This is a genomic window from Streptococcus sp. FSL R7-0212 (assembly GCF_038007985.1).
In the GTDB taxonomy this organism is placed as follows: domain Bacteria; phylum Bacillota; class Bacilli; order Lactobacillales; family Streptococcaceae; genus Streptococcus; species Streptococcus parauberis.
In genome coordinates, this window is sequence record NZ_JBBOYF010000001.1 from 177,990 (window position 1) to 204,156 (window position 26,167).

Genomic DNA, 26,167 nt, shown 5'->3' on the forward strand with positions numbered 1-26,167 from the left:
CAATGACCTTAAGTCAAAGTCGTTTCAAAAATGCCTTGTTGGTAGCATTATTTGTTCTACCAGCCTTTATTCCTTTATTTATTTTCTGGGTTTATCCAATTCTTCGAACCTTTTGGTTAAGTTTTACAGACTGGAACTTCATGACACCGGAGTATCAGTTTGTACAGTTTAGCAATTATAAGAGTTTACTTGCTGATTCCAGATTCTACGAAGCCTTAAAAAATACCCTAGTCTTTACATTGGGAACTTTAGTTCCAACGATACTTGGTGGACTAACTTTAGCTATGTTATTACAAAAAAAGATGGCAGGATCAGGTTTATTCAAATTCATCCTATTCTCACCTTGGATTACACCAACAGTAGCAATATCAATTGTTTGGACTTGGATTTTTGAACCTAAAAATGGTTTTGCAAACTTAATCTTACAAGCTTTGCATTTACCAGCTTTAGAGTGGTTAAAGAGTTCTCAGACAGCAATGTTAGCAGTTGTTATTGTTACTGTTTGGAAAAGCCTCGGCTACGCAATGATTTTCTACTTGTCAGCTCTTGAAAAAGTTCCAAAAGATATCTACGAAGCAAGTTCACTGGATGGGGCAAAGCCTTTGCGTCAATTCATTGACATGACTTTACCAAGTATTTCTCCGACAACCTTCTTTCTGATGATCATTACCATGGTTAATTCTTTACAGGCCTATGACCAAATTCAGATTTTAACACAAGGTGGACCAAGCGGAAGCACCAGAACCTTACTTTATATGTATTACCAACTTGGTTTCCAAGAATACAATATGGGACAAGCAACAGCCGTTGCCGTCGTCATGGTCCTTATAACAGTGGTTCTATCTTATATGCAATTTGTTGGTTCTAAACGTTGGGTTCATTATTAAGGAGTAATCATGTCGGAAAATCAAAATATGAATGCCAAGAGCATTTTAGCCACACTTATTAAGTGGACCATCTTAATTCTCGTTAGTATCTTTACAGCATTTCCATTCTTATGGATGATTATTAGTTCTCTAAAAACTAAGGCGGAAGTAATGAATCCAGATAATTTTTGGCCAACCGTACCACAATGGTCAAATTTTTCAGAGATTTTCTTCAACTCACCTATTCCGCTTTATATCTGGAATAGTTTGTGGACATCATTAGTCATTGTTTTAATCCAAATTGTTACTGGTGCTATGTTAGCCTATGCCTTAGTTTTTTTGAGATTTAAAGGCAGAAACCTCATTTTTACCATCGTTATGGGAACATACATGTTACCAGTGGCGGCAACTTATATCCCGAGCTACATTATCTTATCTCAAAGTGGCTTACTAAATACTTTATCAGGCTTGATTGTCTCAAGTACGATTAGTATCTTTGGAATCTTCTTGTTACGTCAGGCATTCATGCAGGTTCCAAAAACCTTAGTTGAAGCCTCGCGGATGGATGGTGCTTCACATTTCCGAGCTTTATGGGAAATTGTTTGTCCGATGACCAAGTCATCATTTATTACTTTCGGTTTGATGAGTTTTATAGCAGCTTATAACAGTTATATGTGGCCATCATTAATTACTAATGATCAGCCTAAGTATCTAGTGTCACAAGGGTTGCGTAGTTTCTTCATTGAAGGTGGAGCTTATGGAACAGAGTGGGCAAAAGTAATGGCAGCAAGTGCTGTTATTGTCCTACCTTTACTCATCATCTTTGCATTCACTCAAAGATGGTTTATCAATGGTATCGGTGGTGACACTGGTGTCAAAGGTTAATATATATTGTTTTACACTTATTAAAAAAAGAGGATTTTATCATGAAAAAAAATTGGTTAGCACTTACTTCAGTTGGACTATTATCGACACTTGTACTTTCGGCATGTGGTGGTTCAAGCTCCTCAGCTCCTAAAACAAAAGATGGCAAAATTGAAGTTGAATTTTGGTTTGCAGGTGGGAAAACAGCCGTTAATGTTTGGAAAGATATTATTAAAGACTATAACAAGTCTCAAGATAAATATGAAATTAAAGCAGTAACACAAGCAGACTATGGTGAAACTTATACTAAATTACAAGCAGCAATTGCTGGTAATAAAGCACCAGACCTTGTCCTATTAGATACTGCACCATCTCGTAATCTAGATAAGAAAAAATTATTAGTTGATATCAATGAATTAGCTAAGGATGATAAAGACTTCAAAGAAGATAACTACCTTCAAGTATTCGCTGATCAAGGTAAAAATAAAGATGGCAAACGTTATGGCTTACCAGCTTATGGTACAACACAGGTTATGTACTATAACCAAGAAGCTTTCAAAACTGCAAATATTCAACCAGATTCAATTAAGACTTGGCAAGATATGGGCAAAGCAGCCCAAGCCATCAAAGATACTGGTAAATTCAAATATGGTTGGGAACCAATGTGGGGCCAATATAACCTAATTGATGCATCTTTAAGTAATGATGCAAAAATGTTCAGCGAAGATGGGAAAACAGTTACCATCAATGATAAAGAGTGGGTTGAAGTTTGGGAACAATTCAGAAGTTGGATCCATGATGATAAAACAATGACTGTTAACTCAGGTGGGCAAGGCTGGGAGTATTGGTACAAAACAATTGATGATGTACTAGATAACACTGCCGGTGGTTACATTGGATCATCTGGTGACCAAGCCGACCTTGACTTAAAAAAAGTACAAGCAATGGAACAACCTGCTTGGGATGCAGACTCTAAATCAGCACCAGCAGCAGACGCTCTCTTAATGGACGTCCTCGCGAAATCTACCAAAGACGAGCAAAAGGGTGCTTATGACTTCATGAAATACTTTACAAATGTTGAAAACCAAGTTAAGTGGACAAAAGCTGTTGGTTATGTAGCCGTAAACAAAGCAATCACAGAAAATGCTGACTACAAAGCATATGTTAAAGAAAACCCACAAGCATTAGTACCATTTGAACAAGCAAAACATGGTTCAGTATTACCAATTGACCCAACTGATGGTGCTATTTACGACGCTTTGAAGATTGCTGCTGATAAAGTTGAATTAGAAAATGTTCCTGCACAAAAAGCTTTAGATGATGCACAAAAAACAGCACAAAAAGCCTTAGATAAAGCTTTAGAAAAATAATAATAGGAGTTAAATCAGCATGGAAACTTATCACTTTCAATTAAATAAAGATACGCATAAGATATCTCCAGTCTGTTTCCAAATGCCTGAAAATTGTACAGGGATTAGTTTACAGTATGATTTAGAAGTGCCTTATACAATGCTTGTTCTCTTAATGATTAAGGATGAAAAAGGCAGACTCCGTTTTCAAAAGCAACTCAGTTATAGCAACCCAATTATTTCATTAAGTAATGACCCTAAAACCAGCACCCTTGGCGCAATTCCAGGGGAGCTCGGCCAAGGTCAATGGACAATTGAAGCTGTCTACAACCAAGAATATGGCAAGCACTTTGATAAAGACTTGATTGAATTCAAAATTGACCTTAGTTTTGAAGCTAGTTCTATTTTGGAAGCAATTGGTGGCCCAATCTGGGTTGATAAAGACTTTAACTATAGCTTTTTCGACCAAGACAAAATTTATCAAAAAGGCAAAGCCTGGTATAAAGGTGACTTCCATACACACACCCAATTATCAGATGGAAAAGAATTAATTCCTACAGTCACTGAAAAAGTTCTTGGAGAGGGATTAGATTTCTATTACGCAACTGAGCATAACTTGCTTCATACAGGATGGCAAGAAACAGAATTAATGGTTCTACCAGGAATGGAAATGACCACTAATTTTGGTCATGCTAATGTTTTTGGAATGACTAAACGACCTGAAAGCCTTGATGCCATTATCAACGATAGTGGACAAGAAAAGGTTCTTGCAGCCATTGATAAATTTATCAAAGAGTGTAATGATAATGATTGGTATTTTTCAATCAATCATCCATTTCTATACCAATGGAAATGGCAATTCGATGAATTAAGTCTAGACAAAATAAGAAGTCTAGAAATAATAAATGACCCTACTTATGAATTAGAGCCCAAAGCCCGAGGGAAATTGGCTAATCAACAAGCTGTGGATTTATCAGATTTCTTCTGGTCAGAGGGGTATCGTATTTGTGCAATTGGTGGTAGTGACTCTCACCTCCTAAAAGATGAATGTTATCCAACTGCAACGACCCCTTCTGTGCCTGGAGACCCTGCAACATGGGTACTAATGGATGACCTTACGCCCAATAATCTCAAAAAAGGATTGGCAGCTTGTCATACCTATGTGACTCGTTTTTGTCAGTTAGACAGTCAATTTACAACTGATGACAATCAAGTAATTGTTTATGGTGATAAAGTAGCTGATGACTGTCAGGAATTACACTTTGATATTTGTATTGAAATGGAAAAAAAACCATACCTTTTCTATAAACTTAACGGCCAAGAAGTTGCTCTTGATTTAGAAAAAATCGATCAAGATCAGTACCGTGCTCAAGGGAAAATTAGCTTTAGTCAAGAATCGTATGACTGGATTCGCTTTGGTGCAAATACTCAGGATGGAGATTTTCGATTTTATGGTAATCCAATCACTAGGGGTGAAAAAACGACTAGTATTAAAACATTTGGTCAAGCTAAAGAGAAGTTAGGACTGGAATAATGATAAAAGGAATATTATTTGATAAAGATGGCACTTTAATAGATTTTTTCAGCTTGTGGCAACCAGCTATTATTCCTGTATTAAATCAACTTATTAAAGATTATCACTTATATCCAAGTGACATATATCTTGAACAATTGTCTGATGCCATCGGGTTTCATAATGGTGAAGTTGATCCAGAAGGAGCAATTGCCTGGAAACCATATCAGTTGATTGCTGAAGATTTAGGTGAGATTATTGAAAAAGAAGTCAAAGACCTTGATTATAATCTCTTAACACAACGCTTACAAGATTATTTTACAGATGCCGTTCATGTTTCTATGTCGGATATTCAAACCTTTACAGATACTAGAAAACTCTTTGACAAGCTCAAAAGAATGGATATTGCAATTGGAATTGTCACAACGGATACTTTCTTATCTACCTGGAAAACGATGGAAGATTTAGGTTTAGATCATTTCATTAGTTTCGTTGGAACGTCAGACAATAGTCGGCCAATTAAACCAAATCCTGAATTGCTTTATCAAGCTGCAAGACTTTGGGGATGCGACAGCTCTGAGATTATAGTTGTAGGAGATACACCTAATGATATGCGTTTTGCTAATAATGGCAGAGCGATAGGCGTAGGCGTAACCAGTGGAACTGGCAATCTTTTCAGTCTTGCAGAATACACGTCTTATGTGATTCCTACGGTGGCAGAATTAGTGCCTCTATTGGAAGAAATTAATCAAATGAAAGAGGATCCGCGTGTCAACTATTGAATTAAAGCACATTAATAAGGTTTATGAAACTGCAACTGCAGTAAAAGATTTCAATTTAAAAATTGAAGACAAGGAATTCATCATCTTTGTTGGACCATCGGGATGTGGCAAGTCAACAACGCTTCGAATGATTGCTGGCTTGGAAGATATTTCATCTGGTGATTTACTGATTGATGGTAAGAAAATTAACCACGTCAGTCCAAGTGATCGAGATATCGCCATGGTTTTCCAAAATTATGCCTTATATCCACATATGACTGTTCGGAATAACATGGCTTATAGCTTGAAAATTCGTGGTCTAAAAAAAGCCCAAATTGATGAAAAAGTAGCAGAAGTTTCTAAATTGTTGAGAATGGATGCTTATCTTGATCGTCGTCCAGGTCAATTATCTGGTGGACAAAAACAACGTGTAGCCATGGGTAGAGCAATGGTTCGCCATCCTAAAGTGTTTTTAATGGATGAGCCTTTGTCGAACTTAGATGCTAAGTTGAGAGGGGAAATGCGCCTTGAAATTGCTAGTCTTTATCAAAAATTAGATGCAACATTTATCTATGTTACACATGATCAGACAGAAGCAATGACTTTAGGTACACGAATTGTTGTTATGAAAGATGGCGAAATTCAGCAAATTGATAGTCCAAAAAATCTCTTTGATCATCCAGTAAATCTTTTTGTTGCTGGTTTTATAGGAACTCCACCAATGAATTTCTTAGATGGTCACTTGACGCAAACGAATGGTCAACTACAGCTTGAAACAGACTATCATGAGCAAGTGATTAGTCCAGCTAAAGCATTAGAATTTGAAGATAAAGGTTGCCTAGCCAAAGAATTGGTCCTAGGAATCAGACCAAATGATATTGAAATTTTCCATGAGGAGAAAGCAAATACCATTAAAGGTCACGTTAAAGTTTATGAGATGCTTGGTGAGGATGCAATAATTCATGTCAGAATTGAAGGCTCCAAAACAAATCTTGTCATAAAAAGCATCTCTAAAGAATTATTTGAAGTTGGTGATTCATTGTACCTTGGACTTCCTGAAAAATTTCTTTACCTTTTTGATAAAGCAACTGAATTAGCTTTAGTCAATTAAAAAAAGCCCTAATGGGCTTTTTTTAATTGATCTATTTGGCTATGATGTTTTAGAGTAAATAGTCGTTTAATAGAATGAATTGATACCACCAGTGAAGGCTTGAATTAAATCATCGTAATAGTAGTTTTGATCACTATCAGATGTATCAACAGTCCATTTACCAGTATCAGTGTCTTTAGTTAAGTTAATTTCGTACCCATCACCAGACATAGAATCTGGTGTTGAAATTGATGCAGAATCATAACGTGTATGCATATTTTCAAAGATATACTTTTCAGCATCTTTGTAGACTTGGTCATAATCTGAATAGTTATTGTTTTTCAATTTCTCTTTTGCATCATTAATTAAGCTATCATAATCCATATCACCATAGTTGATAACGGATGGTTTAACAGCAATAGTAGCTGATGTTGGGAGATAATTTTTTACAGTATATTCAATTTTTGCACGTTTTGAATTAGCCGCAATATATTGTTGAGCGAATTTTTGTAAATCTGCTTCGCTTGGACTGTAATCTGAGAATGAACCTTTAATTTCTTCTTTAAATTTATTCATATAAGCAGCACGGTCTTCGTCAACTTTATTAGTTAATTGCCACTCTTTGCTTTTTTTAGATCCAAGTAGTTCAACTTGTCCACCACCAGTTGTGCTTGCAGCTTCAGCATCTGAACCAGCAATAGCCGCTTTCTCATCTAGGAAAGTTTGTGTAACAAAGGTTTCAGCAAGTTTTGTAATTTTCTCTGTGTTGTCATTGTATTTAGTTGCATTAACAGGAATTTTAAGTTCTTGAGACTTTTCGTCATCCATTGAAGCATCAATAACTAGATTGTATTTTTTCTGATCTTTATCAACTTCATATACAAGATAGCCTGTTTTTGAGCGACCTTTTGAAACTTTACCATAAGAAATAGTTTTAAAATGATCTAGCGAGTCATAAACTTGACTTGGTTCGATACTTTCTTCATCTTCATCCTTACCAGTATAAAGTGTGAAATTATCTTCACCATAAGTAACACTTTTATCACCAGTATTTTTTAATTTAACTTCTAAAGCAAGGTAACCTTTGTTACTACTAGATGTTTTTAAGTCCTCATTTGTGATATACTCGCCGTCAACAATTTTTACTTGAAGACCATCTTTAGTTGTTGTTGCATTTTTTTCATCTTTGCCACCGCAAGCAGTTAAAACAAATACTGATGACAACGTTAACAAGCCATAAATAATTTTACGTTTTTTCATAAACTTCTCCTAACCCCAAAACGATTTCTAATATATGAGCCAAAATTAGAAATTGTATTATTATTTAAATTTACTCTAAAATCCAGACAAGAACTGGATATCATATCCTCCTTTCTATTATTTTACCCCCGTTTTGTAAAAGCTGTCAAATGTTACCTTAATTTTTTCACAATTTTATGTAAATAAACAAACGTTGAAGGTCGAAAATTTTCTGAAAATATCATAATAATAATATTTTATAAAATAGTAATTTTCATTGACAAGTGAGTGATTACTCACTATAATGTATTTATAAAAAGTGAGTGAACACTCACCAAAAAGAAGGTAACTATGGAAAACATCTATATCCTAGATTCACTAGAGAAATCATATGGACAAAGTAAAATATTAGATAAGATTAGTTTTGCCCTATCTAAGGGTCAGATTGTTGGACTGATTGGTCCCTCAGGTGCCGGCAAATCTACCATGATCAAATTAAGTCTAGGGATGGAGAAAGCTGACGCAGGGCAATCCACCATACTTGGGGTAACAATGCCGAACAGACAAGTATTAGGTAAAATAGGGTATATGGCACAGGCTGATGCTCTTTATGAAAGCTTAACGGCCTATGAAAACTTGAAATTTTTTGCCCAAATGAAAGGTGTTAAAGGTAATGCTATAAAGGAAGTCATTGAACATGTGGCCAAGATTGTTGGACTTGTAAATGATTTAAGCAAATTGGTATCAGGCTTTTCAGGTGGAATGAAACGCCGTTTATCTTTGGCAATAGCCCTACTAGGTGATCCTCAAGTACTAATTTTGGATGAACCAACAGTTGGGATAGACCCATCCTTAAGATTAAAAATTTGGCAAGAATTATATCACTTAAAAGAAAAGGGTGTTGGTATCCTTGTAACAACCCATGTCATGGATGAGGCTGAGAAAACAGACAAAGTAGGCTTATTATTGGATGGACGGCTAATTGCTTTAGATACTCCGGAACAATTGAAGACTACTTATGGTGTATCAAGTATTGAAGAAGTCTTTTTGAAAGCTGAAGGTGAGTAATATGACACTTGCAATTGTAAAAAAAGTAATTACTGAATTATTAAGAGATAAGCGGACAGTCTTGATGATGTTTGTAGCACCTATATTTATACTTTTCTTGATGAATGTCATGTTTTCGGCTGAGACTAGTGTTTCTGTCAATTTGGCTGCCAATAACTTACCAACAGAACTTGTTAACGGGTTGAAGAAAGTAGATGGTATGGAAATAAAGGATGTCTCTTCAGAAGAAGAAGCTATTAGAGGTATGAAAGAAGGTAAGTATGATGCGTATCTTAATCGAGAACAAGACGGCAATTATAATTTGCTCCACGCAAATACCGACAGTTCGAAGACCAAGATGACTCGTCAGGCAATTAATACCGTTCTAGCAACAGATGGACAAAAAGAGCTCATTTCATCAATTACCAAAAAGTTATCCCAACTATCAATTCCGAAAACTACCCCACAAGCTAAACCAGCACTTAAAATTGAGGCACCCAAGCTTCCTGAAATAAGTCAAAGCTACCGATATGGTGATAAAAATACCAGCTTCTTTGCGAAGATGATTCCAGTTTTAATTGGTTTTATTACCTTCTTCTTTGTTTTTCTAATTTCGGGTATGGCTTTGCTGAAAGAAAGAACTTCAGGTACACTTGATCGCCTCTTAGCAACACCAGTCAAAAGATCACAAATAGTCTTTGGCTACATGATTTCTTATGGCATACTAGCTTTAATTCAGACAACAATTATTGTCATTGCATCAGTTTACCTTATGAAATTAGAAGTTGTCGGCAACATTTATTTATTAGTTTTGGTCAGTAATGTTTTAGCACTTGTTGCCTTAGCCTTTGGGATCTTGTTATCAACGCTTGCGAAATCAGAATTTCAAATGATGCAATTCATTCCTTTAGTTGTTCTTCCCCAATTATTCTTCTCAGGAATTATTCCGTTAGACACGATGACAAGCTGGGTTCGAAGTATTGGTAAAATTTTACCTCTCACTTATTCTGGTCATGCCATGTCAGGGATTGTCCTTCAAGGCAAAGGATTTATGGATATCTGGTCTGATATAGCAGTCTTGTTAATTATTTTAGTTATCCTCACATTTGCTAACATTTTTGGGATGAAACGCTACCGCAGAGTATAGAAAGGACTTATGATGACCGATAATCAAAAGACCACCTATCTTGAGGTTTTAGCAACGCTATCTATTCCCAAAGGAAAAAAGCAAACCATTTTAGCTGCCTTAGAATTATTTTCCAAGCAGGGGTATGATGGAACCTCAACAGCAGAGATTGCAGCAGCCGCTAGAGTTAGTCAAGCAACCGTATTTAAGTATTTTGTGACCAAAGAAAACTTATTGTTAGAAGTTATTAATCCAGTTTTACCAGCATTGTTTGGTGATTTTTTTAATCTATTAAAGGATAAAAATGATTTAGAAGAAGCGGTTGACTTCATTGTTGTCAATCGACTAATCTTTTTTGAAGTAAACTATCCACTTCTACAAATCGTATTTCAAGAAGTGATGGTTAATGCCAGTCTAAAAAAGCACATTTTGGCCTTGTCCGAGAAAAATCATATACTTTCCAAAATGGGAAGTTGGTTGGAAACCCTAAAAGAAGCTAACCCAACTGTTAATCAAGACTTAGACTTAGTATCAATAATCAGATGCATTATTGGCCCGATGTTAGCCTATTTTGGTCAACGTTACATCATGGGCATAGCAAGTCAGGACCCAGAAATGGATATTGCTATTATCAAAAAACAAATTCTAGCAGGCATAACAAATTAGATTTGGAAGTTAATTCCTTTTTTTAGGTCATATTCAGGTCATATTTCTCTTTTATTCAGGGCACTACAGTAGCTGTGTCTTTACCCAACAAACTGTAAAAGTTGAAGAGGTTGTTTTCTTCAGTTTTTTTTAATCTTTGAAAGAAAATTTACAGAAGGTTTACACAAATCGCAAACTAATTTTACAAGCGAATATTACAATAGAAGTGTAGCCAATTTGTTTAGGGGAAAAAAGGAGATTTATTGTGGCAGTAACTACACATTCGTTTAAAAAGATAGGTACACTTCTCATAGCATCATCTATTTTATTAGGAGCTTGTTCAAAACAAGCCGATGTCAAAATTGATACTGATGCAGCAAATAGCACTAAATTAGCTAAGAAAACAGCTAATGGTAAAGCTGTTCAAATGTATGATGCGAAGCGTCCAAAAACTGAGGATTACTCTAAAGTTAATGAGAACAAAGCAAAATATGTTTTCTTATTTATTGGTGACGGGATGGGTGTTACCCCAGTAACGGCAGCTGAGGATTATTTAGGATTTACTAAGACCAATAAAGATGAAGTTTATCCTACACGCATGAATTTCACTGAGATGCCAGTCATTGGCTTAAAGTCACAATATGATTGTCACTCTTTCATTCCTGATTCGGCTTCCACAGCGACAGCCTTTGCCACAGGAAATAAAACACAAACCAATACAATTGGCCTTAATGGCGACTTCTCAAAATCAAGTGACTCTGTAGCTGAAAAAGCTAAACGGGCTGGGAAATCTGTTGGGATTTTAACAACTGTTACACTTAACCATGCAACACCAGCTGCTTTCTATGCTAATGAAGAATCACGTAAATCAAATTATTCAATTGGTTTACAGATGGCAGAATCAAATTTTGACTTCTTCGCTGGGGGTTCTTTAATGGATCGTAAAGGTGAAAATGAAGATCAAAAGGACCTTTATTATGTCTTGAAAGACAAGGGCTACAATGTCGTCGAAACCAAAGATGAAGCTAAAAAAGTCAATCCTAAATCGAAGAAGACTTACATTGTTTCAGAAGATCTTCAAGATGATGGCGCAATGCCATATCAGATAGATCAGAAAAAAGGTACGCAAAATCTTAATGATATGGTCAAAAAAGGGATTGAAGTAATGGAAGATGATCCTGAAGGCTTCTTCATGATGGCTGAATCTGGTAAAATCGACTGGGCTGAGCATGCAAACGATGGAGCAACAACAGTTAATGAAGTCATTGGATTCCAAAAATCAATTCAGTCAGCTGTTGATTTTTATAACGAACATCCAGATGAAACGCTAATTGTTGTAACGGCAGACCATTCAACAGGTGGCTTTACGATTGGTAACGAATCAACTGGTTATGAAACTTACTTTGATCAATTAACTAAACAAAAAGGTTCACAGGTTGAATTTGATAATCTTGTAACCAAAGAATTAGAAGCAAATCCTGATATGTCTTTCAAAGACTTTGCATCAAAAATTGAAGACTACTTTGGTTTAACTTTGAAAGAAGATGCACCGTCTGAAAAAGTAAGCAATGCTGATGAAGATGCTTACCTTGAAGAAAAAGCTAAAGATCGTGGCTTATGTTCTAAAGAAGAATATGAGGCCTTGAGAGCAGCTTTTGAAGAGTCTAAAAAAGAATCTGATGATCAAGATACCAATTATGGTGGCTATATTCCAGTTTCAATTACAGCAACTCGTATTCTAGATAAGAAGGCTGGACTTGCTTGGTCAACAACTGACCACTCAGGTGAAAAAGTTCCTGTCTATGCTATGGGTTCAGGTGCTTTCATGTTTGACGGCGAGTATGATGATACAGATGTAGCTGTGCGCATGGGTGAAGCTATGGGCTTCAATGGAAAAGATTCAAAACCGAAAAAAGAAGTTGAGAAAAAATCCAAAAAACCAAGTGGTGTTGGCTTAAAAGCACCAAAGAAAAATTAATTAACCAATAAGGCTTCCTCCTAAAAAGTCGTTGAAAAAACCTCTATTAGAAAATAGAGGTTTTTTGCTTATTGTTGGTTAGTAATGGCACTTTTATCTGGGTCATTATGAGCTAGACGGCTAGCGGCAGCCGCAGCAATGGCTGCTACGATATCATCTAAGAAAGTATGACATTGTTTACCATCTTTTTCGTTAAGCTTGGCGATAACGCCAGGTTTAATTTTATCAAGGTAACCGTAGTTAGTGAATCCAATTGAACCATAGAGATTGACAATTGAAAGTGCCAAAATTTCATCTATCCCATACAAGCCTTCATCTTTCATCAGAATAGTTAATAGTGGCTCAGACAGAAGCTCTTGCTCAGCTAATTTGTCTAATTCAATCCCCGTTATGATAGCATTTTGAACTTCTCTTTTTTTCAAAACGGCAGCAATACTTTCTAAACACTCTTCTTTATTCAGATTTGGAATATATTTGTTTTGTAAAGATAAAACGATGTCAGCAATATCATCAAGGCTAACACCACGTTCGACTAATAATTGACTGGAAATCTCTTTTAATTGATAACTATTATTCATTTTGAATCCTCCTTGACACAATCATTATAACACAGTCTGCAAAAAAGCTTAGATAATAAGTTGGGATTGATTTTATATTTTATTGTTACAGTCATTTTAGAACTGTATTACAATTTTAAAATATATAAGTTTATATTATCCTAATCACTGAAATATATAGTATAGTAGTTGTACTATACTATATATTTCAGTGATTAGGATAGGTCTAAACAAGTGTGGACGCAAAAATTGAGGGATTGGGATGGTATGCATTGTTGCAAAATCCTAATGTCTTTTCTTTTTATTCAAGTATCATTAGTCCTTCTTTTAAAGTTTAATTTTGAACGTTAATTCAGATATTATTTTAATTGGATATCGTAAATAGACAAGTAAAGAAATTGATTCTTTTAATCATTTGCTTGATAAATAAGGTTAATTAGAAAGGTTCTAATTGGTTTATGATGAAATAATGATGTTTTCTGAAAACAATTCTTTTTAAATTACAACCTTTAAAAGTTTATGTTCAGAGAAATAGTTACTTGTGTTATTGAAAAAATAGGAAAGAAAGACCTTTAAAGGTTGAAAGGGAATAAAAATGTCATTAAAAAATCTAAAAAATTTTGTGATATATGTGTAGAATTAATGTTATGAGGTAAAAATTAATGGATAATAAAATATTACAGGAATATATTTCCAAGAGAATTCGACTTTTAAGGTTGGAACATGGGATGACCCAAGAGCAACTAGAGGAAAAAGCAGACCTCGGGACTAATTATGTGTATAAATTAGAAAATCAGTCCACAAACATAAAGGTGAAGACTCTGGAAAAGGTCATGAAGGCACTACAAGTTGATTTTGAAGGATTTTTTGATATTAGTTTAATTGAAGAAAATTCTGATCTATCAGATCTCATGATGCAAATTAAAGAACTATCTTCAGGTCAACAAGATCGTATTATAAACGCCTTGTCAGTGATTATAGGGGAAATAAAAGGGAAATAATAGCCTTTTGTGTCACCACATTAAAAGAAGTCGTATTGAGGTACGCTTTTTTTTATTGAAAAATTCAGAAAAGGTATGATTCTTCATTGGATATGATAAATAAAACTTGAAGACGGAGGAAAACAATGGAGAAAATGTGTCAATCATGTGCTATGCTTTTTATGCCAAAGGGACAAGATTTAAGAGGAAGCAATGATAAAGGAGGAAAATCTGATGAGTATTGTTATTTATGCTATGTAAATGGCAAATTTTTATCTCCAGATATCACCTTTGAACAAATGGTTGCCTTAGGACGGGAAGGTATTTCTAAAGGAGAAGGGAGTACTCTGGCAAAAGTGATTTTCAAAATGACCTATCCAATGGTCTTAAAACAGACAAAACGCTGGCGGAACGCTAAGTAGAAGGACTAGTTAAAAACTAGTCTTTTTTTGTTAGAATCATCACCATATAATAACTAAATCAGACTATAATTTACCTAAAAAGGAAAGGTATGGCGATTATGGAAAAAAAGGTATTGAAATCATTAGTAAAGCAGAAGCAATCAACATAAGAAAAGAAAATGGAACGGAAGTAGATTATTATAGTTCTAGTGAATTTGAAGTACATCATAATCTGATACCAGACCAAAGCCATCAAGATTAGCATCGCCATATAAAAATAGAGGAAGTCCTATACATCTTAACTGGACAAGGAAAAATTCAAGTATTTGAAGAAAATAGAATAGAAAGCTTTAATGTAACAACAGGTGATGTAATTAGGGTTAAAAGATCAATCCATCGATTAATTAGATAGTACAAATTCAGCTGCAACTTTCTTAGTTTTTAGGTTTGTATCAGATGGTATTAATAAAAGTACAATGATAAAAAATGATAAGGTTGATAGCCAAGATATAATTGACTGAAAGAAGTTGAAATCAATAAATCAAAATCATTAACAATTATGCTATAATAAAAAAACTAAGGAGGTGTATCTGATGATTAAAACAATTGGTATAGTTAGTTTATCCAGTGGTATCATTGGTGAACAAATCGTTAAACATGAAGTCCTACTTGGAATTCAACGACTTGAAAACATGGGCTTGAAAGTTGTTTTTCTACCCCACAGTTTAAAGGGTGTCGACTTTATTGAAGACAATCCTAAAGCACGTGCTGAGGATTTAATCCAAGCATTTGCTGATCCAGATATTGACTTGATTCTCTGCGCCATTGGTGGTGAAGATACTTACCGCCTTTTACCTTACCTCTTTGAGAATAATGAACTTGAAAAAGTCATCCAACAAAAGCCTTTTTTAGGATTCTCAGACACGACGATGAATCACCTGATGTTGCACAAACTTGGAATTCAAACTTTCTACGGGCAGGCTTTCCTACCAGATATTTGCGAGTTGGACCAGGACATGCTTCCCTACACTGAGCACTATTTCAAAGAATTGATCAGAACAGGAAAGATTTCTGAAATAAAAGCTAGCGATGTTTGGTATGATGAACGGACTGATTTTTCGGAGGACGCCCTAGGTACACCACGTATTTCCCATGATAATCAGGGTTTCCAACTGTTAAAAGGTTCTGGAAAATTTAGTGGCCCTATATTGGGAGGCTGTTTAGAATCCCTCTATGATCTCTTTAATAATGAGCGACATGGAGATAGCGTTGAGCTCTGCAAAAAATATGACTTATTCCCAAGTTTGCAAGATTGGACAGGAAAAATTTTATTGCTTGAAACTAGTGAAGAAAAACCGGAACCAGCCCTCCATAAAAAAATGTTACTAGCTCTAAAAGAAACAGGTATCTTCTCTGTCATTTCTGGACTGCTTGTTGGTAAACCGATGGACGAAACCTTCGATCAAGAATATAAGGAAAACTTACTAACAGTAGTTGATCAGGATATCCCTATAGTGGCTAATCTAAATGTTGGTCATGCGACCCCAAGGGCCATTATCCCGTTTGGTCCAGTAGCTTATGTTGATGCAGAAACAGGCTTAATCCGTTTTTCTAATGAAAAGTCCATCTAAATTATGGCTAAAATGTTTTTATAATCAAAAAATTTGAATTACTTCAAAAATCATCTATACTTGAATCAGAACATAATATTAAGGAGATTGTTGTGAAAAAATATATTTCAGAATTTTTTGGTGCATTTTTACTAGTTTTTATCGGCTCTGCGACAGCTGTTATTACAAAAGGTAGTGTTTTGGCCATTGCCATGGCATTTGGTTTAGCTATTACTATTTCAGCCTATACATTTGGTAGTATTTCGGGTGGTCATTTTAACCCAGCCGTTACAACAGCCATGTTGATTCAAAAGAAAATTTCCGGTAAAGATGCTGGATTTTACATGCTTGCCCAATTTGTTGGCGGACTCATAGCAGCAGGCCTTATTGCCTTATTTGTTAAAGCAGCAGGCTTACCAGCAAATATGCTAGCACAAAATGATTTTCCAACTATTTCAGCTGGGATGGCGATTTTAGTTGAAACTTTAGCTACTTTCTTGTTTGTAACATTAATCTTACTAGTAACTGATAATAGATTTGGTAATCCAAATTTTGCCGGCTTAATTATCGGCTTGTCACTAACGCTATTAATTCTTACAACAATTAGCTTGACAGGTGCATCATTAAATCCTGCTCGTTCATTTGGTCCAGCTTTATTAGCAGGTGGATCTAGTTTGAGTCATTTGTGGGTTTACTTCTTAGCACCTGAACTTGGTGGCGCATTAGCAGCAGTTTTTGCTAAATGGTTAACAAGCGAAGACAAGTAATTTTAAAACAGTCCTTAGGGCTGTTTTTTTATTTTCACTTGAAATAAGAAGACAATTGTATTATTATAACAAGATAAGAATGAAATGAGGATGATTATGGCTAATAAAATGTTGTCATTTAATACTGACCGCTACCAAAAATGGCCAGCTTGGCTTATCATTATCTTGGCTTGTGTGATGACACAGGTCGTTATGTTCGTAGGAGTGACTATTTATTCTTTACTTTCACTACTTGTTTTTTTAATATATAGTTTACTAAAAGATGGTCATACGGGTAATGTCTTGAATATGATGCAAAGTATGCATTTTGAATTATTGGGATTTGCTGGGGCAGCGTTGGCCTTAATGGCTTGGGTAAAGTGGTTTGAAAATCGACCAATTACCAGTCTCGGTTTTTTTAAGCAGAAATGGGCTTTCGAGATTGTCAAAGGTTGGTTCTGGGGAACAGTTCTTTTATCAAGTGCCTTTTTACTATCCTATCTATTTGGAGGTCTGACTTTTGATAAAGTTGACTTATCCAGTAAAACCATCTGGTATGTACTTTCCTTAATTCCCTTATGGTTTATTCAAGGAGGGACTGAGGAGTTGATTACCCGAGGGTGGTTCCTACCTCTCATAAATAAGCGAAGTAATTTGGCAATAGCAGTTGCAGTGTCAAGTAGTCTTTTTGGTCTTATGCATTTAGGAAATGATCATGTGACCATTGCTTCTATGCTTAGTCTCATTTTATCTGGTTTCCTAATGGCACTTTACATGCTGAAAACGGATAATATTTGGGGTGTGGCTGGTCTTCACGGAGCATGGAATTTTATGCAAGGTAATTTCTTTGGTGTTGCAGTCAGTGGTTCGCAGACGGGGGCTTCGATTCTAACATTCAAAAGCAAGGTTGGTGCACCGGACTGGCTATCAGGCGGAGCTTTTGGGACTGAAGGTAGTCTTATGGCAAGTCTTGTTCTTTTTGTTGGAATTGCTATACTAGCTTGGCAATTGAAAAAAGGAGAAATTTCATAAGATATGATAGAGGCTGAAATGGGTAAAGATAATCAAGGAAGTTTAAAAAAATAAATCATTATGAATGAGACACCTTATTTAGTCTTTGACTTGGACGGAACACTGGTTTTTGATGGGATAAGGATTGCTGATGGTCTTAACGAAATCTTGCAACTCTTAAATAGTCGTTTTAACATCATTTTTGCTTCCGCTCGTCCGATTCGTGATATGTTGCCACTTTTAAATGATTTTCCAGATAATGATTTAATCGGTGGGAATGGGAGCATGTATCGTCAGGATGGCCAAATCATTCTAATGGAATCCATTCCTGTTAAAGCTGTTGCTGCAATTAGAGTAATTATGGACAGGGAAGATTTAGATTATATTTTTGATTATGATTGGGATTATACAGCTAGAATTAGAAATTCTCAAAATCATATTTTGCAAAAACTAGACAGTGGACGATTGGCAAAGGCTCAGCCTATAAGCAATAGTAAAGTCAGTAAAATTATCCTGTTTGATGTATCTTCTGAAAGGCTTGCTCATTTTTCTGACATAAAAGGCATTTCTTATGTTTATCATCCGTAAGAAAAGGAACTTGTCATTACAGCAAAAGGAAATGATAAGTATGCCGCTCTTTCTAGATTAATCGGTGCCCAAGCATATCTTGCTTTTGGAAATGACCACAATGATATAGAAATGTTAAGACAGGCAACCTATGGCTTTGCGATTGGAAAAGAATTAGTTTCGGGTGCAAATCAATTTGTATTAACAGTTGACCACTTACAAAAATTATTAAATCAATTTGAAAAAGAGAATGCTAAATAGTTTTCTCTTTTTTTTGCCATTTTAGGAGAGGGATTCAGGCTGTCTACCATGGTATAATAGAAGAAAGATTATCTGGAGGGATTATTATGATTGACAGACAATTGTTGTGTGATTTATTGGACCGATCTGAGGAACGATTTTTAGATTCTTTTCATCAAATGACCCTGGAAGAAGCAAATACCATGCCAGATCCACTGATTAAATCAGTCTCATGGTTGATTTGGCATACTGCTAAGATGTTGGATCAACAAGTATCAGAGCTAAAGGGTGAGGAAGCACTCTATTTTTCTCAGGGATGGGTTGATCGCTTTGCATTTGATTTACCAAGAGACACTGAAGAATGGAAACATCGTCCAGAGGAAGCAAGAAAAGTCATTATTAAGGATAAGAATTTGTTGATAGATTACTTAAAGGTCACATTTAACCTAAGTAAGACTTATCTCAGTCAACTTGATTTTAACAGTCTAGATGAAATTATTGATCGTTCTTGGAATCCACCAGTCACTCGCGCAGTTCGCCTAGTCTCAACTATTGACGATGCTCTCATGCATTCAGGTCAAGCAGTTTATACAAGACGATTGGTTCTTGGTAAATAGATAGGAAAGGAAATGACAAACAATACCAAAAAAGACCTTATCATAGGGTCGCTTTGTGCCATTGGATGTGAAATTTTATTTGGTCTAAGCTACCTTTTCACTAAAGAAGCTGGCCAAACAGCATCAGCTTTAGCTCTACTTGGCTGGCGTTTTCTAGTGGCTGCACTTTTTCTCCTAATCCTATTTGTGATAGGATTAATAAGAGTCAATTTTAAAGGCAAGTCCATTAAGTATGTCCTTTTGGCAGCAATTTTTAGTCCCGTTCTCTACTTTTTAGGTGAAACATTAGGTATCAATTTAACTACAGCATCCGAAAGTGGAGCCTTTTTAGCCTCAATTCCAGTCATGGCTTTAATTGCGGCAACTTTGATATTGAAAGAAAAGCCAAGTATGCATCAGATTGTCGGTATTGCAATAACTGTTTCAGGTGTTTTGCTTAGTGTTATGGCCGTAGGCATATCAGCTAGTTTTTCGGTGCTAGGGTATGCCATGCTCTTTCTAGCAGTACTATTCTATGCCCTCTATTGTGTTTATGTAGACAAGGCTAGCCATTTTACAGGAGTAGAATTAACCGTCGTCATGATTTTGCTTGGTTTTCTGGTATTCGCTAGCCTGGCTATAGGCGAAGCAATCGTTCATCAAAACTTATCACAACTCATCATTCTGCCATTTGAAAATAAGACATTTGCGCTAGCCATTCTTTATCAAGGTATTGGTTGTTCAGTCTTGGCCTTCTTCTTATCAAATGTCGCTATTGCCAAAATTGGTGTCAATCGAACAGCTTCCTTTATTGGCGTATCGACGGCTGTGGCTATTGTGTTTGGTGTGCTTATTTTAGGCGAATCTTTTACGGGCTTGCAAATTTTTGGTGTTTTGGCTATTATGATTGGTGTTTATACTTCAAATAAAGGATAAGTAAAGGAGTTGCTTATGGACTTATATCAGCCTGTTGCAGACAAGTTAAATGAACTAGGCATTGCTTTTCAGATTGTGGGACATGAACCTGCTTTAACAACTGAACAAGCTGATTCTTTCATTGAAGGGATAGACGGCGTCCGGACAAAAACTATGTTTTTAACCAATAAGAAAAAAACACAGTTTTATCTTTTGATAATGGATGACCAAAAGATGTTAGATATGGATGCTTTTAAGGAGGTTGTCGGAGCTAATAGAATGCGCATGGCTTCAAGTGACAGTCTATATGAGAAGATGCTCTTACCACCAGGTGTCGTCTCACCTTTTGGTTTACTAAATAACAAGGACCACGACATCTCAGTTTATATTTACAAGGAGATTATTCCTGAAGAACGAATGAGTTTCCACCCCAATACGAATGAAAAAACAATTTTCTTAGCTACCAATGATTTACTGACATTCTTGGCAGCAATCGACTATCCAGCAACAATTATTGAATTGTAATGGAGATATCCAATAAAAAAGACGCCATATAAAATGGCGTCTCAGAATGAAGGACCTTGATTCATTTTTTAATCCTTATAAGAAAATAAAGTTCTAATTGAGAAATCATTTCTCAAAAAAGTTTCTAGTTAGGAAAGTTGAGTTTTCTGATATGGATACTCATCAGTGATATAATATATTTCATAAGGCATTGACATTATTGTAAAACAATAATATAATTTGCTTGTTAAATAAAGAAATTGTTGTCTATTAAGTTCTTAAAGGGGGATTTTGATTGTTGTTTAGGCAAGGTGTCAGCTATCGGAAAGAATAGAATAAAGGTGAAATAGATGAAAAATTTTATTAAAATAATAATTGTTATATTTTGTCTTGTACTTGTATTTGGTGGTGTTATTATAGCACTTCGAAAAACGAATGATGCAAAATATGGAGAGGATGATCCAAATACCCCTAAGTATTTGACCGACGTGACCAATGTGAGTTATTATCCTACTAAGATAGCTGGTGTATCGGTAACTTATGTGGATGAGGGGACTATGGAAGGCTTCCACTTGGTTCCGGATCAGAAAAAATATGAGGGAATTGTGGTTTGCTATGGCGGATCTGAAGGGAGTCCTAACTTTGGAGAAGCTGAGCGTTTAGCTAAAGAGGGATATGAGACATTGGCAGTCTTTATGTATGGCATGAACAATCAACAAAAAACATTGGCAAGAATTCCTTTAGAACAATTTGAAGATGTCCTCAATTATATTCAGAAACAGAAGGTTGAAAAAGGGCCGATAACAGTTTTAGCTGGGTCAAAAGGCGCAGAATATGCTTTGAATCTTGCCAGCAAATATGATGATATTTCAAATCTTGTAGTGACAGCCCCATCTGCGTATAATTTTGCCGGTTTGGATTTTAAGGATTACGGGTCTTCATGGACTTGGCAAGATAAAGAACTACCATATATTGATATTAAGAAGAGTTCATTTGTTGCTTTGGTAAAAAATATGCTTTGGCCGATGCTCACAAAAGGACCAATTGTATATAAGGAAACCTATGATACGGCTATCAAGAGTGACAAATCATTGGTAAAAAAAGTCATACCTGTAAAAGATGTTAAAGCTCATATTATGATTATTGCAGGGGAAGATGACCAAATGTGGAATAGTCCAGCTATGGCTAAAAAAATAAAAGAGCAAAAACCTGATACAGAAATTAATCTTTATAAAGATGCTGGTCACCTCTTTCTTGGAAATGGTGTTCTTAGTACACCTGAGATGAGGATGAGAACTGGTGGTAGCTTATCCGCAAATGAAAAAGCCAATACAGAAAGTCAAAAATCTATTAACAATTTCCTATTGGAAAAACATGGTAAATAAAAAAAGCCTTTAGAGGCACTGCACCCAATAAATGAGACACAAGAAAAACACTCCTGTAGAATTCTAGTAAAATAGAATCAGGAGTGTTTTATTATGGTCAAAAAAGCTTACTCGTTAGAAACCAAATTAGCCTGTATTGAAATGAAGAAATCAGGTAAGCCCGAAAAAGTTATTATGGATAGACTTGGTATTAAAAATAAAAGCCAGATATATACATGGTGGCGCTGGTATCAAAAAGGAGAAACGTATCGTTTTCATCAACCTGTAGGTAAGCAATATACTTACGGTCAAGGAATGGAACAGTTATCAGAAGTTGAGCAATTAAAACTACAAGTTGAACTTTTAAAAAAGTATCAAAGCTTGATGAGAAAATCGATAAAGTAACACTCATCAAGCTTGTTGATTACTACAGATATCAGTATCCATTAGGTTTTATTCTGGACTGTTTTAAGGTCTCACGCTCAACCTATTATCGGTGGAAATCTAATATCAAGCCTCCTATTCATGATAGTCTTATCGAAAAAGTTGAAGAGCTCTGCTTAAAATATAAGTTTATATATGGTTATAGAACCATTACAAGTCTTCTAAAGAAAGAGTTTGGGATTAATGCCAATGTAAAGAAAGTCTATCGTATCATGAAGAGCAGAGGGTGGCTATGTCGCACTAGAATAAAGAAGTCCCCTAAATTAGGTAGGCCATACTACGTCACAGACAATAAGCTAGACCGTGACTTTAAGGCAACCAGACCATTACAAAAACTAGTTACAGATATTACTTATCTCAACTTTGGAAAAACTACCTTATACTTGTCATCTATTATGGACCTTTATAATCGTGAAATTGTGGCCTATACTATTTCAGATACACAGGACAATGATCTTGTACTTGATACCCTTAATCAACTTGATTTAGAATCAGGAGTCCTATTACACAGTGATCAAGGATCTGTCTATACATCACATGCTTACTATCTCGCTTGTATTGAAAAAGGCATTACCCGCTCAATGTCTCGAAAAGGGACACCTGCAGATAACGCCTGTATTGAATGGTTTCACTCCGCTTTAAAGACTGAAACCTTTTATCTCCAAGATAGGAGAAAACACAACAAAGTTAGTATAACAAATATTGTTAAAAATTACATAACATTTTATAATGAAACTAGAATTCAACGTCATTTAAAAAACCAATCTCCTGTTCAATTCAGAAAATTGGTTTCATAAGAGTGTTTTTCTTCTGTCCCACTATTGGGGTGCAGTGCCAGATAAGGCTTTTCTTTTATTCTAAATATTACAGTAGACAACTCCTCGCTCTGCCATCTTTTGAATTTTAATGGTGGAGTTGTTTTGGTAAATGACACCATTAATCAGCGCTCCATGTGCAAAAAGAGTTGGCATTGCACCATATTTAGGTGACATGACTTGCATAGTCTCTGGTCTGACAGACAGCCCTCCAAGGTCATCGATTTGAGCTAGTTCTTGCTTAACGATGTTTTGCAAGAATGGAGTCGCCAGTTCAATTGTCTTTTCGGTCAGTTGGTAGCCAGTAGCATTAATAACTTGATCAACAGTGATTGCTTCGCCAACCAGGAATTTGTCGCCCTTTACGTTGATTTCCTCAACACCAGAAATGATGTTCAATCTACCTTGGGCTGCCGCTTCTAAAATAGTTTGAGCTGACTCTTCAGGCATAGGGTTTCGTAAATTCACAATGGCTTTACCATAGTTTTCTTGGTAGGAATGGCGGTCCGCAGGGGACATTAAGGGCCACAGGTCGGTTAAACAGTCGACCAGCCTTGATGCTAGTTGCTGCAAGTGATAGAGATGCTCGGCCATGTCAAGCGACAGCTTGATACCAGCAATCCCTTCTGACAAGAATTCATTTTTTGTTTTTTCCCAGTTACTAAAGCCTAGTGCCTGCAATTCCTTTTGGAATAGTTGATCAAGTTCCTGATAGCTGACGCTTTTGCTGTCAATGAGTGTTTGAATGGTTTGGTCGGTCAGGTGGTGCCAGGTGATGTCGGGGCCTTGGGTGATGCGAACAGTCGGAAAGTAGTTGCTCCGTGAGAAGGCTTTGATAGTAACAGTTGTTCTCAATAAAAGCCATTTGATCACATCAACTGCTGCTAGGCCGGTGCCAATAATTGCTACATCTTTATTATCCCAGCTCTTTGTGGCTAATTCCTTTTGAATTGGATAAGGATCTGCTATGTAGGAAGAATGCCCGGTTAGCTGATAGGGGTCAGCAACGGGAAGTGCTCCACAGGCCAAGTGAACATGGTCAAATATTTGAGGGGACCTTGTATTAGTAAGGGTTAATTGGAAGGTCTGAGTCGAAGGCGAGTAGCTAATAGACTCAACGGGTTCTTTGATAATGGTAACTGGTAGTTGTGTAATGAGCTGATGAGCACGTTCTTTCATGTATCTTCCATAGAGGGCGCGTGAGGTGTAGGTCACACTTGTATCGTACTTGTTTACTTTTAGCCAGTCCATAAAATCCATCATCTGATGGTAATCAAAAGAAATATCATCGAGTGGTGAATTAATTAAGGCTGAGTCATCATCTTCCTGAAAAGGAATACCACGGCCAAAATGTTCACTGTCATCAAAACAGCTAATTTCTATTGATTGTAAATACTCTTTTGTCTGTTGAGAGATGGCCAGTAAAACAGCTAAACCACTGACACCCATCCCAATAATTGCAATCTTCTTCGTCAAAATTAAACCTCCGCTTTAATATCATAGCATAAACAAGGAGTAGGATATAGGTTTTAGAGGAGGAGAAGCCCTATTATTTATTAATTTAGGTCATTATTTATTGTGATACATAAAAAGTTGATTATTAGAGAAATATCCAATTGAAAATCTCAATTTAGCTATTGTATCTAGTGATACTGGTATTCTTGTCGAAAAGAGAGTTTCAGATTTATAAAAGTCAGATTATTCCCATAAAAATAGCATTGACTGAATAAAAAATAAATAATAACATATTTACAAATTGGTTAAGAGAGCCATTTGAAAAGTAAGTCTTAGAGATTCTTAAAGTGACAAAACATTCTCTATAGACTAAGCTTTCTTATAAAATAATTGAATAATTTTAAAAATTGAAAGGAGAAAGATGAAGAAATTATCGAAAAAAGAAAAGAAAATGATCACAGCAGGACGATTCTGTATCGTTGGACTTCCTAAACGAAAAGGACTTTTTTGTTGGGATTAGAATATAATTGGTGAGAAAAATGAAAAAATTATCAAATAATGAAAAGAAGATGATTACAGCAGGCCGTCTTTGTGTTTTTAATATAAGAAAAATAGGATATTTCTGTTTTGATTAATTATCTATAAGATTAAATAATTAGTAATTGTTTCGTCGATAGTTTGTCACTTTACTATCGACTTTTTTATATTTTAATAAGAGATGTTGAGGTTTAGTAAATGAATCAAGCTTTAATAGATATTCAAAATATAACAAAATACTACAATAAACGTATAACATTAAATGATCTTAGTTTCACAGTTCATAAAGGAGAAATTTGTGGTCTGGTTGGTGAAAATGGTGCTGGTAAGACAACATTAATTCGGATTATTGCAGGACTAATAAAATCCGATGGTGGTGTAATAGATAAATCTAAAATTAAGAATTTAAGCTGCATTATTGAATCGCCAGCATTTTATCCCAATCTGTCAGCATATGATAATTTAAAGTATCATATGCTCAGACTAGGTTTTCCAAAAAGTAATAAAAAAATTGATGAAATTCTAAATTTAGTAGGTTTAAAATCGGTTGAAAGAAATAAGAAAGTAAAAAATTTCTCCTTAGGAATGAAGCAACGTTTGGCTATTGGACTGTCCATAATTGATTCTCCTCAGTTACTGATATTGGATGAGCCTATTAATGGACTTGACCCAGTAGGAATTAAAGAAATGCGAGAGCTTTTGTTAAACCTGAGAAAAAATTACAATATGACAATTCTTATATCCAGTCATATCTTATCTGAACTAGAACTCGTAGTGGATCGATATATTATTTTGCATAAAGGAAAAATTATTCAAAATATTACAAAGACAAGTATTCAAAGATATTTATCTTCAAAAATAATATTAGAAGTAGATAATGTTGATGATTGCTATCGACTTTTAAATAACGCCGATTGTAAAATTAAGCTAGACAAATAAAAAAGTCA

General features: G+C 35.5%; 27 protein-coding genes. 24 read left to right on the top strand and 3 right to left on the bottom strand.

The annotated features are described in order from the left end of the window. Positions 1–2: 2 nt before the first annotated feature. From MKY69_RS01055 to MKY69_RS01080, 6 genes are read left to right on the top strand one after another with little or no spacing between them, the layout of a single operon-like run. Complete coding sequence (locus MKY69_RS01055; protein WP_003105195.1) at positions 3–887, top strand: carbohydrate ABC transporter permease; 885 nt, start codon at positions 3–5, stop codon at positions 885–887. Positions 888–896: 9 nt separating this feature from the next. Next, positions 897–1,751, top strand: coding sequence for a carbohydrate ABC transporter permease (locus MKY69_RS01060; RefSeq protein WP_340790803.1), 855 nt, complete (start codon positions 897–899; stop codon positions 1,749–1,751). A 41-nt stretch (positions 1,752–1,792) separates the two neighbouring features. Next, positions 1,793–3,100: an extracellular solute-binding protein gene (locus MKY69_RS01065; protein ID WP_340790804.1), complete on the top strand. Its 1,308-nt coding sequence runs from the start codon at positions 1,793–1,795 to the stop codon at positions 3,098–3,100. A 19-nt stretch (positions 3,101–3,119) separates the two neighbouring features. Beyond that, positions 3,120–4,613, top strand: a complete 1,494-nt coding sequence (locus tag MKY69_RS01070) for a CehA/McbA family metallohydrolase (RefSeq protein WP_041828610.1) — start codon at positions 3,120–3,122, stop codon at positions 4,611–4,613. Further along, positions 4,613–5,374, top strand: a complete 762-nt coding sequence (locus MKY69_RS01075; protein ID WP_340790807.1) for an HAD family hydrolase — start codon at positions 4,613–4,615, stop codon at positions 5,372–5,374. Before MKY69_RS01070 ends, MKY69_RS01075 begins: the two co-directional genes overlap by 1 nt. Then, positions 5,361–6,464 carry an ABC transporter ATP-binding protein gene (locus MKY69_RS01080; protein WP_340790808.1) on the top strand — a complete coding sequence of 368 codons (1,104 nt, stop codon included), beginning with the start codon at positions 5,361–5,363 and terminating at the stop codon, positions 6,462–6,464. Before MKY69_RS01075 ends, MKY69_RS01080 begins: the two co-directional genes overlap by 14 nt. A gap of 66 nt (positions 6,465–6,530) precedes the next feature. Here MKY69_RS01080 and MKY69_RS01085 read toward each other — a convergent pair whose 3' ends face one another. After that, positions 6,531–7,703: a DUF4352 domain-containing protein gene (locus MKY69_RS01085; RefSeq protein ID WP_004347143.1), complete on the bottom strand. Its 1,173-nt coding sequence runs from the start codon at positions 7,701–7,703 to the stop codon at positions 6,531–6,533. 330 nt (positions 7,704–8,033) lie between these two features. Between MKY69_RS01085 and MKY69_RS01090 the strand changes: the two genes are divergently transcribed. The 4 genes from MKY69_RS01090 (at position 8,034) to MKY69_RS01105 (ending at position 12,478) form a co-directional block, all read left to right on the top strand. Continuing rightward, positions 8,034–8,750, top strand: a complete 717-nt coding sequence (locus MKY69_RS01090; protein WP_004347142.1) for an ABC transporter ATP-binding protein — start codon at positions 8,034–8,036, stop codon at positions 8,748–8,750. 1 nt (position 8,751) lies between these two features. Then, the gene (locus tag MKY69_RS01095; protein ID WP_340790809.1) at positions 8,752–9,876 is read left to right on the top strand and encodes an ABC transporter permease; all 1,125 of its coding nucleotides are present in this window, start codon (positions 8,752–8,754) and stop codon (positions 9,874–9,876) included. Positions 9,877–9,885: 9 nt separating this feature from the next. Continuing rightward, complete coding sequence (locus MKY69_RS01100) at positions 9,886–10,521, top strand: TetR/AcrR family transcriptional regulator (protein WP_340790810.1); 636 nt, start codon at positions 9,886–9,888, stop codon at positions 10,519–10,521. A 244-nt stretch (positions 10,522–10,765) separates the two neighbouring features. Then, entirely contained in the window at positions 10,766–12,478 is a 1,713-nt protein-coding gene (locus MKY69_RS01105; RefSeq protein ID WP_340790812.1) for an alkaline phosphatase, read from the top strand. A gap of 68 nt (positions 12,479–12,546) precedes the next feature. On the opposite strand, the gene MKY69_RS01110 is transcribed toward MKY69_RS01105, so the two are convergent. Beyond that, positions 12,547–13,056, bottom strand: a complete 510-nt coding sequence (locus MKY69_RS01110) for a phosphatidylglycerophosphatase A family protein (protein WP_004235415.1) — start codon at positions 13,054–13,056, stop codon at positions 12,547–12,549. A gap of 641 nt (positions 13,057–13,697) precedes the next feature. On the opposite strand from MKY69_RS01110, the gene MKY69_RS01115 reads away from it, so the two are divergent. The 13 genes from MKY69_RS01115 (at position 13,698) to MKY69_RS01170 (ending at position 23,210) form a co-directional block, all read left to right on the top strand. Next, positions 13,698–14,036, top strand: a complete 339-nt coding sequence (locus MKY69_RS01115) for a helix-turn-helix domain-containing protein (protein WP_340790814.1) — start codon at positions 13,698–13,700, stop codon at positions 14,034–14,036. A 125-nt stretch (positions 14,037–14,161) separates the two neighbouring features. Further along, positions 14,162–14,437 carry a zinc ribbon domain-containing protein gene (locus MKY69_RS01120; RefSeq protein WP_004235413.1) on the top strand — a complete coding sequence of 92 codons (276 nt, stop codon included), beginning with the start codon at positions 14,162–14,164 and terminating at the stop codon, positions 14,435–14,437. Positions 14,438–14,687: 250 nt separating this feature from the next. Continuing rightward, the gene (locus MKY69_RS10540) at positions 14,688–14,828 is read left to right on the top strand and encodes a hypothetical protein (protein WP_367682863.1); all 141 of its coding nucleotides are present in this window, start codon (positions 14,688–14,690) and stop codon (positions 14,826–14,828) included. A 181-nt stretch (positions 14,829–15,009) separates the two neighbouring features. Further along, positions 15,010–16,047, top strand: a complete 1,038-nt coding sequence (locus MKY69_RS01125; protein WP_340790815.1) for a S66 family peptidase — start codon at positions 15,010–15,012, stop codon at positions 16,045–16,047. Positions 16,048–16,139: 92 nt separating this feature from the next. Further along, on the top strand, positions 16,140–16,793 hold the full coding sequence (locus tag MKY69_RS01130) for an MIP/aquaporin family protein (protein WP_003106122.1): 654 nt from the start codon (positions 16,140–16,142) through the stop codon (positions 16,791–16,793). A 93-nt stretch (positions 16,794–16,886) separates the two neighbouring features. Further along, entirely contained in the window at positions 16,887–17,804 is a 918-nt protein-coding gene (locus MKY69_RS01135; RefSeq protein ID WP_372236793.1) for a CPBP family intramembrane glutamic endopeptidase, read from the top strand. A 60-nt stretch (positions 17,805–17,864) separates the two neighbouring features. Then, entirely contained in the window at positions 17,865–18,371 is a 507-nt protein-coding gene (locus tag MKY69_RS01140; protein WP_340790816.1) for an HAD family hydrolase, read from the top strand. Positions 18,372–18,386: 15 nt separating this feature from the next. Then, a complete protein-coding gene (locus MKY69_RS01145) occupies positions 18,387–18,611 on the top strand; it encodes an HAD hydrolase family protein (protein ID WP_340791856.1) in 225 nt (74 codons plus the stop codon). Positions 18,612–18,697: 86 nt separating this feature from the next. Beyond that, positions 18,698–19,207, top strand: a complete 510-nt coding sequence (locus MKY69_RS01150; protein WP_003104567.1) for a DinB family protein — start codon at positions 18,698–18,700, stop codon at positions 19,205–19,207. Between the two features lie 12 nt (positions 19,208–19,219). Then, positions 19,220–20,122 (top strand): DMT family transporter, encoded by a 903-nt coding sequence (locus tag MKY69_RS01155; protein WP_340790817.1) that lies wholly within the window; start codon positions 19,220–19,222, stop codon positions 20,120–20,122. Positions 20,123–20,137: 15 nt separating this feature from the next. After that, the gene (locus MKY69_RS01160) at positions 20,138–20,626 is read left to right on the top strand and encodes a prolyl-tRNA synthetase associated domain-containing protein (RefSeq protein ID WP_340790818.1); all 489 of its coding nucleotides are present in this window, start codon (positions 20,138–20,140) and stop codon (positions 20,624–20,626) included. A gap of 329 nt (positions 20,627–20,955) precedes the next feature. Then, positions 20,956–21,990, top strand: coding sequence for an acyl-CoA thioester hydrolase/BAAT C-terminal domain-containing protein (locus tag MKY69_RS01165; RefSeq protein ID WP_340790819.1), 1,035 nt, complete (start codon positions 20,956–20,958; stop codon positions 21,988–21,990). Between the two features lie 93 nt (positions 21,991–22,083). Next, positions 22,084–23,210 (top strand): IS3 family transposase gene (locus MKY69_RS01170; protein WP_233847614.1). Its coding sequence is split into 2 segments (ribosomal slippage): positions 22,084–22,354 and positions 22,354–23,210, totalling 1,128 coding nucleotides; the frame shifts between segments, so codons are not numbered across the junction. Between the two features lie 60 nt (positions 23,211–23,270). On the opposite strand, the gene MKY69_RS01175 is transcribed toward MKY69_RS01170, so the two are convergent. Then, positions 23,271–24,704 (bottom strand): FAD/NAD(P)-binding protein, encoded by a 1,434-nt coding sequence (locus tag MKY69_RS01175; RefSeq protein WP_340790821.1) that lies wholly within the window; start codon positions 24,702–24,704, stop codon positions 23,271–23,273. A 714-nt stretch (positions 24,705–25,418) separates the two neighbouring features. Here MKY69_RS01175 and MKY69_RS01180 point away from each other — a divergent pair. Continuing rightward, positions 25,419–26,159 (top strand): ATP-binding cassette domain-containing protein, encoded by a 741-nt coding sequence (locus MKY69_RS01180; RefSeq protein WP_340790822.1) that lies wholly within the window; start codon positions 25,419–25,421, stop codon positions 26,157–26,159. The last annotated feature ends 8 nt before the right edge of the window (positions 26,160–26,167 follow it).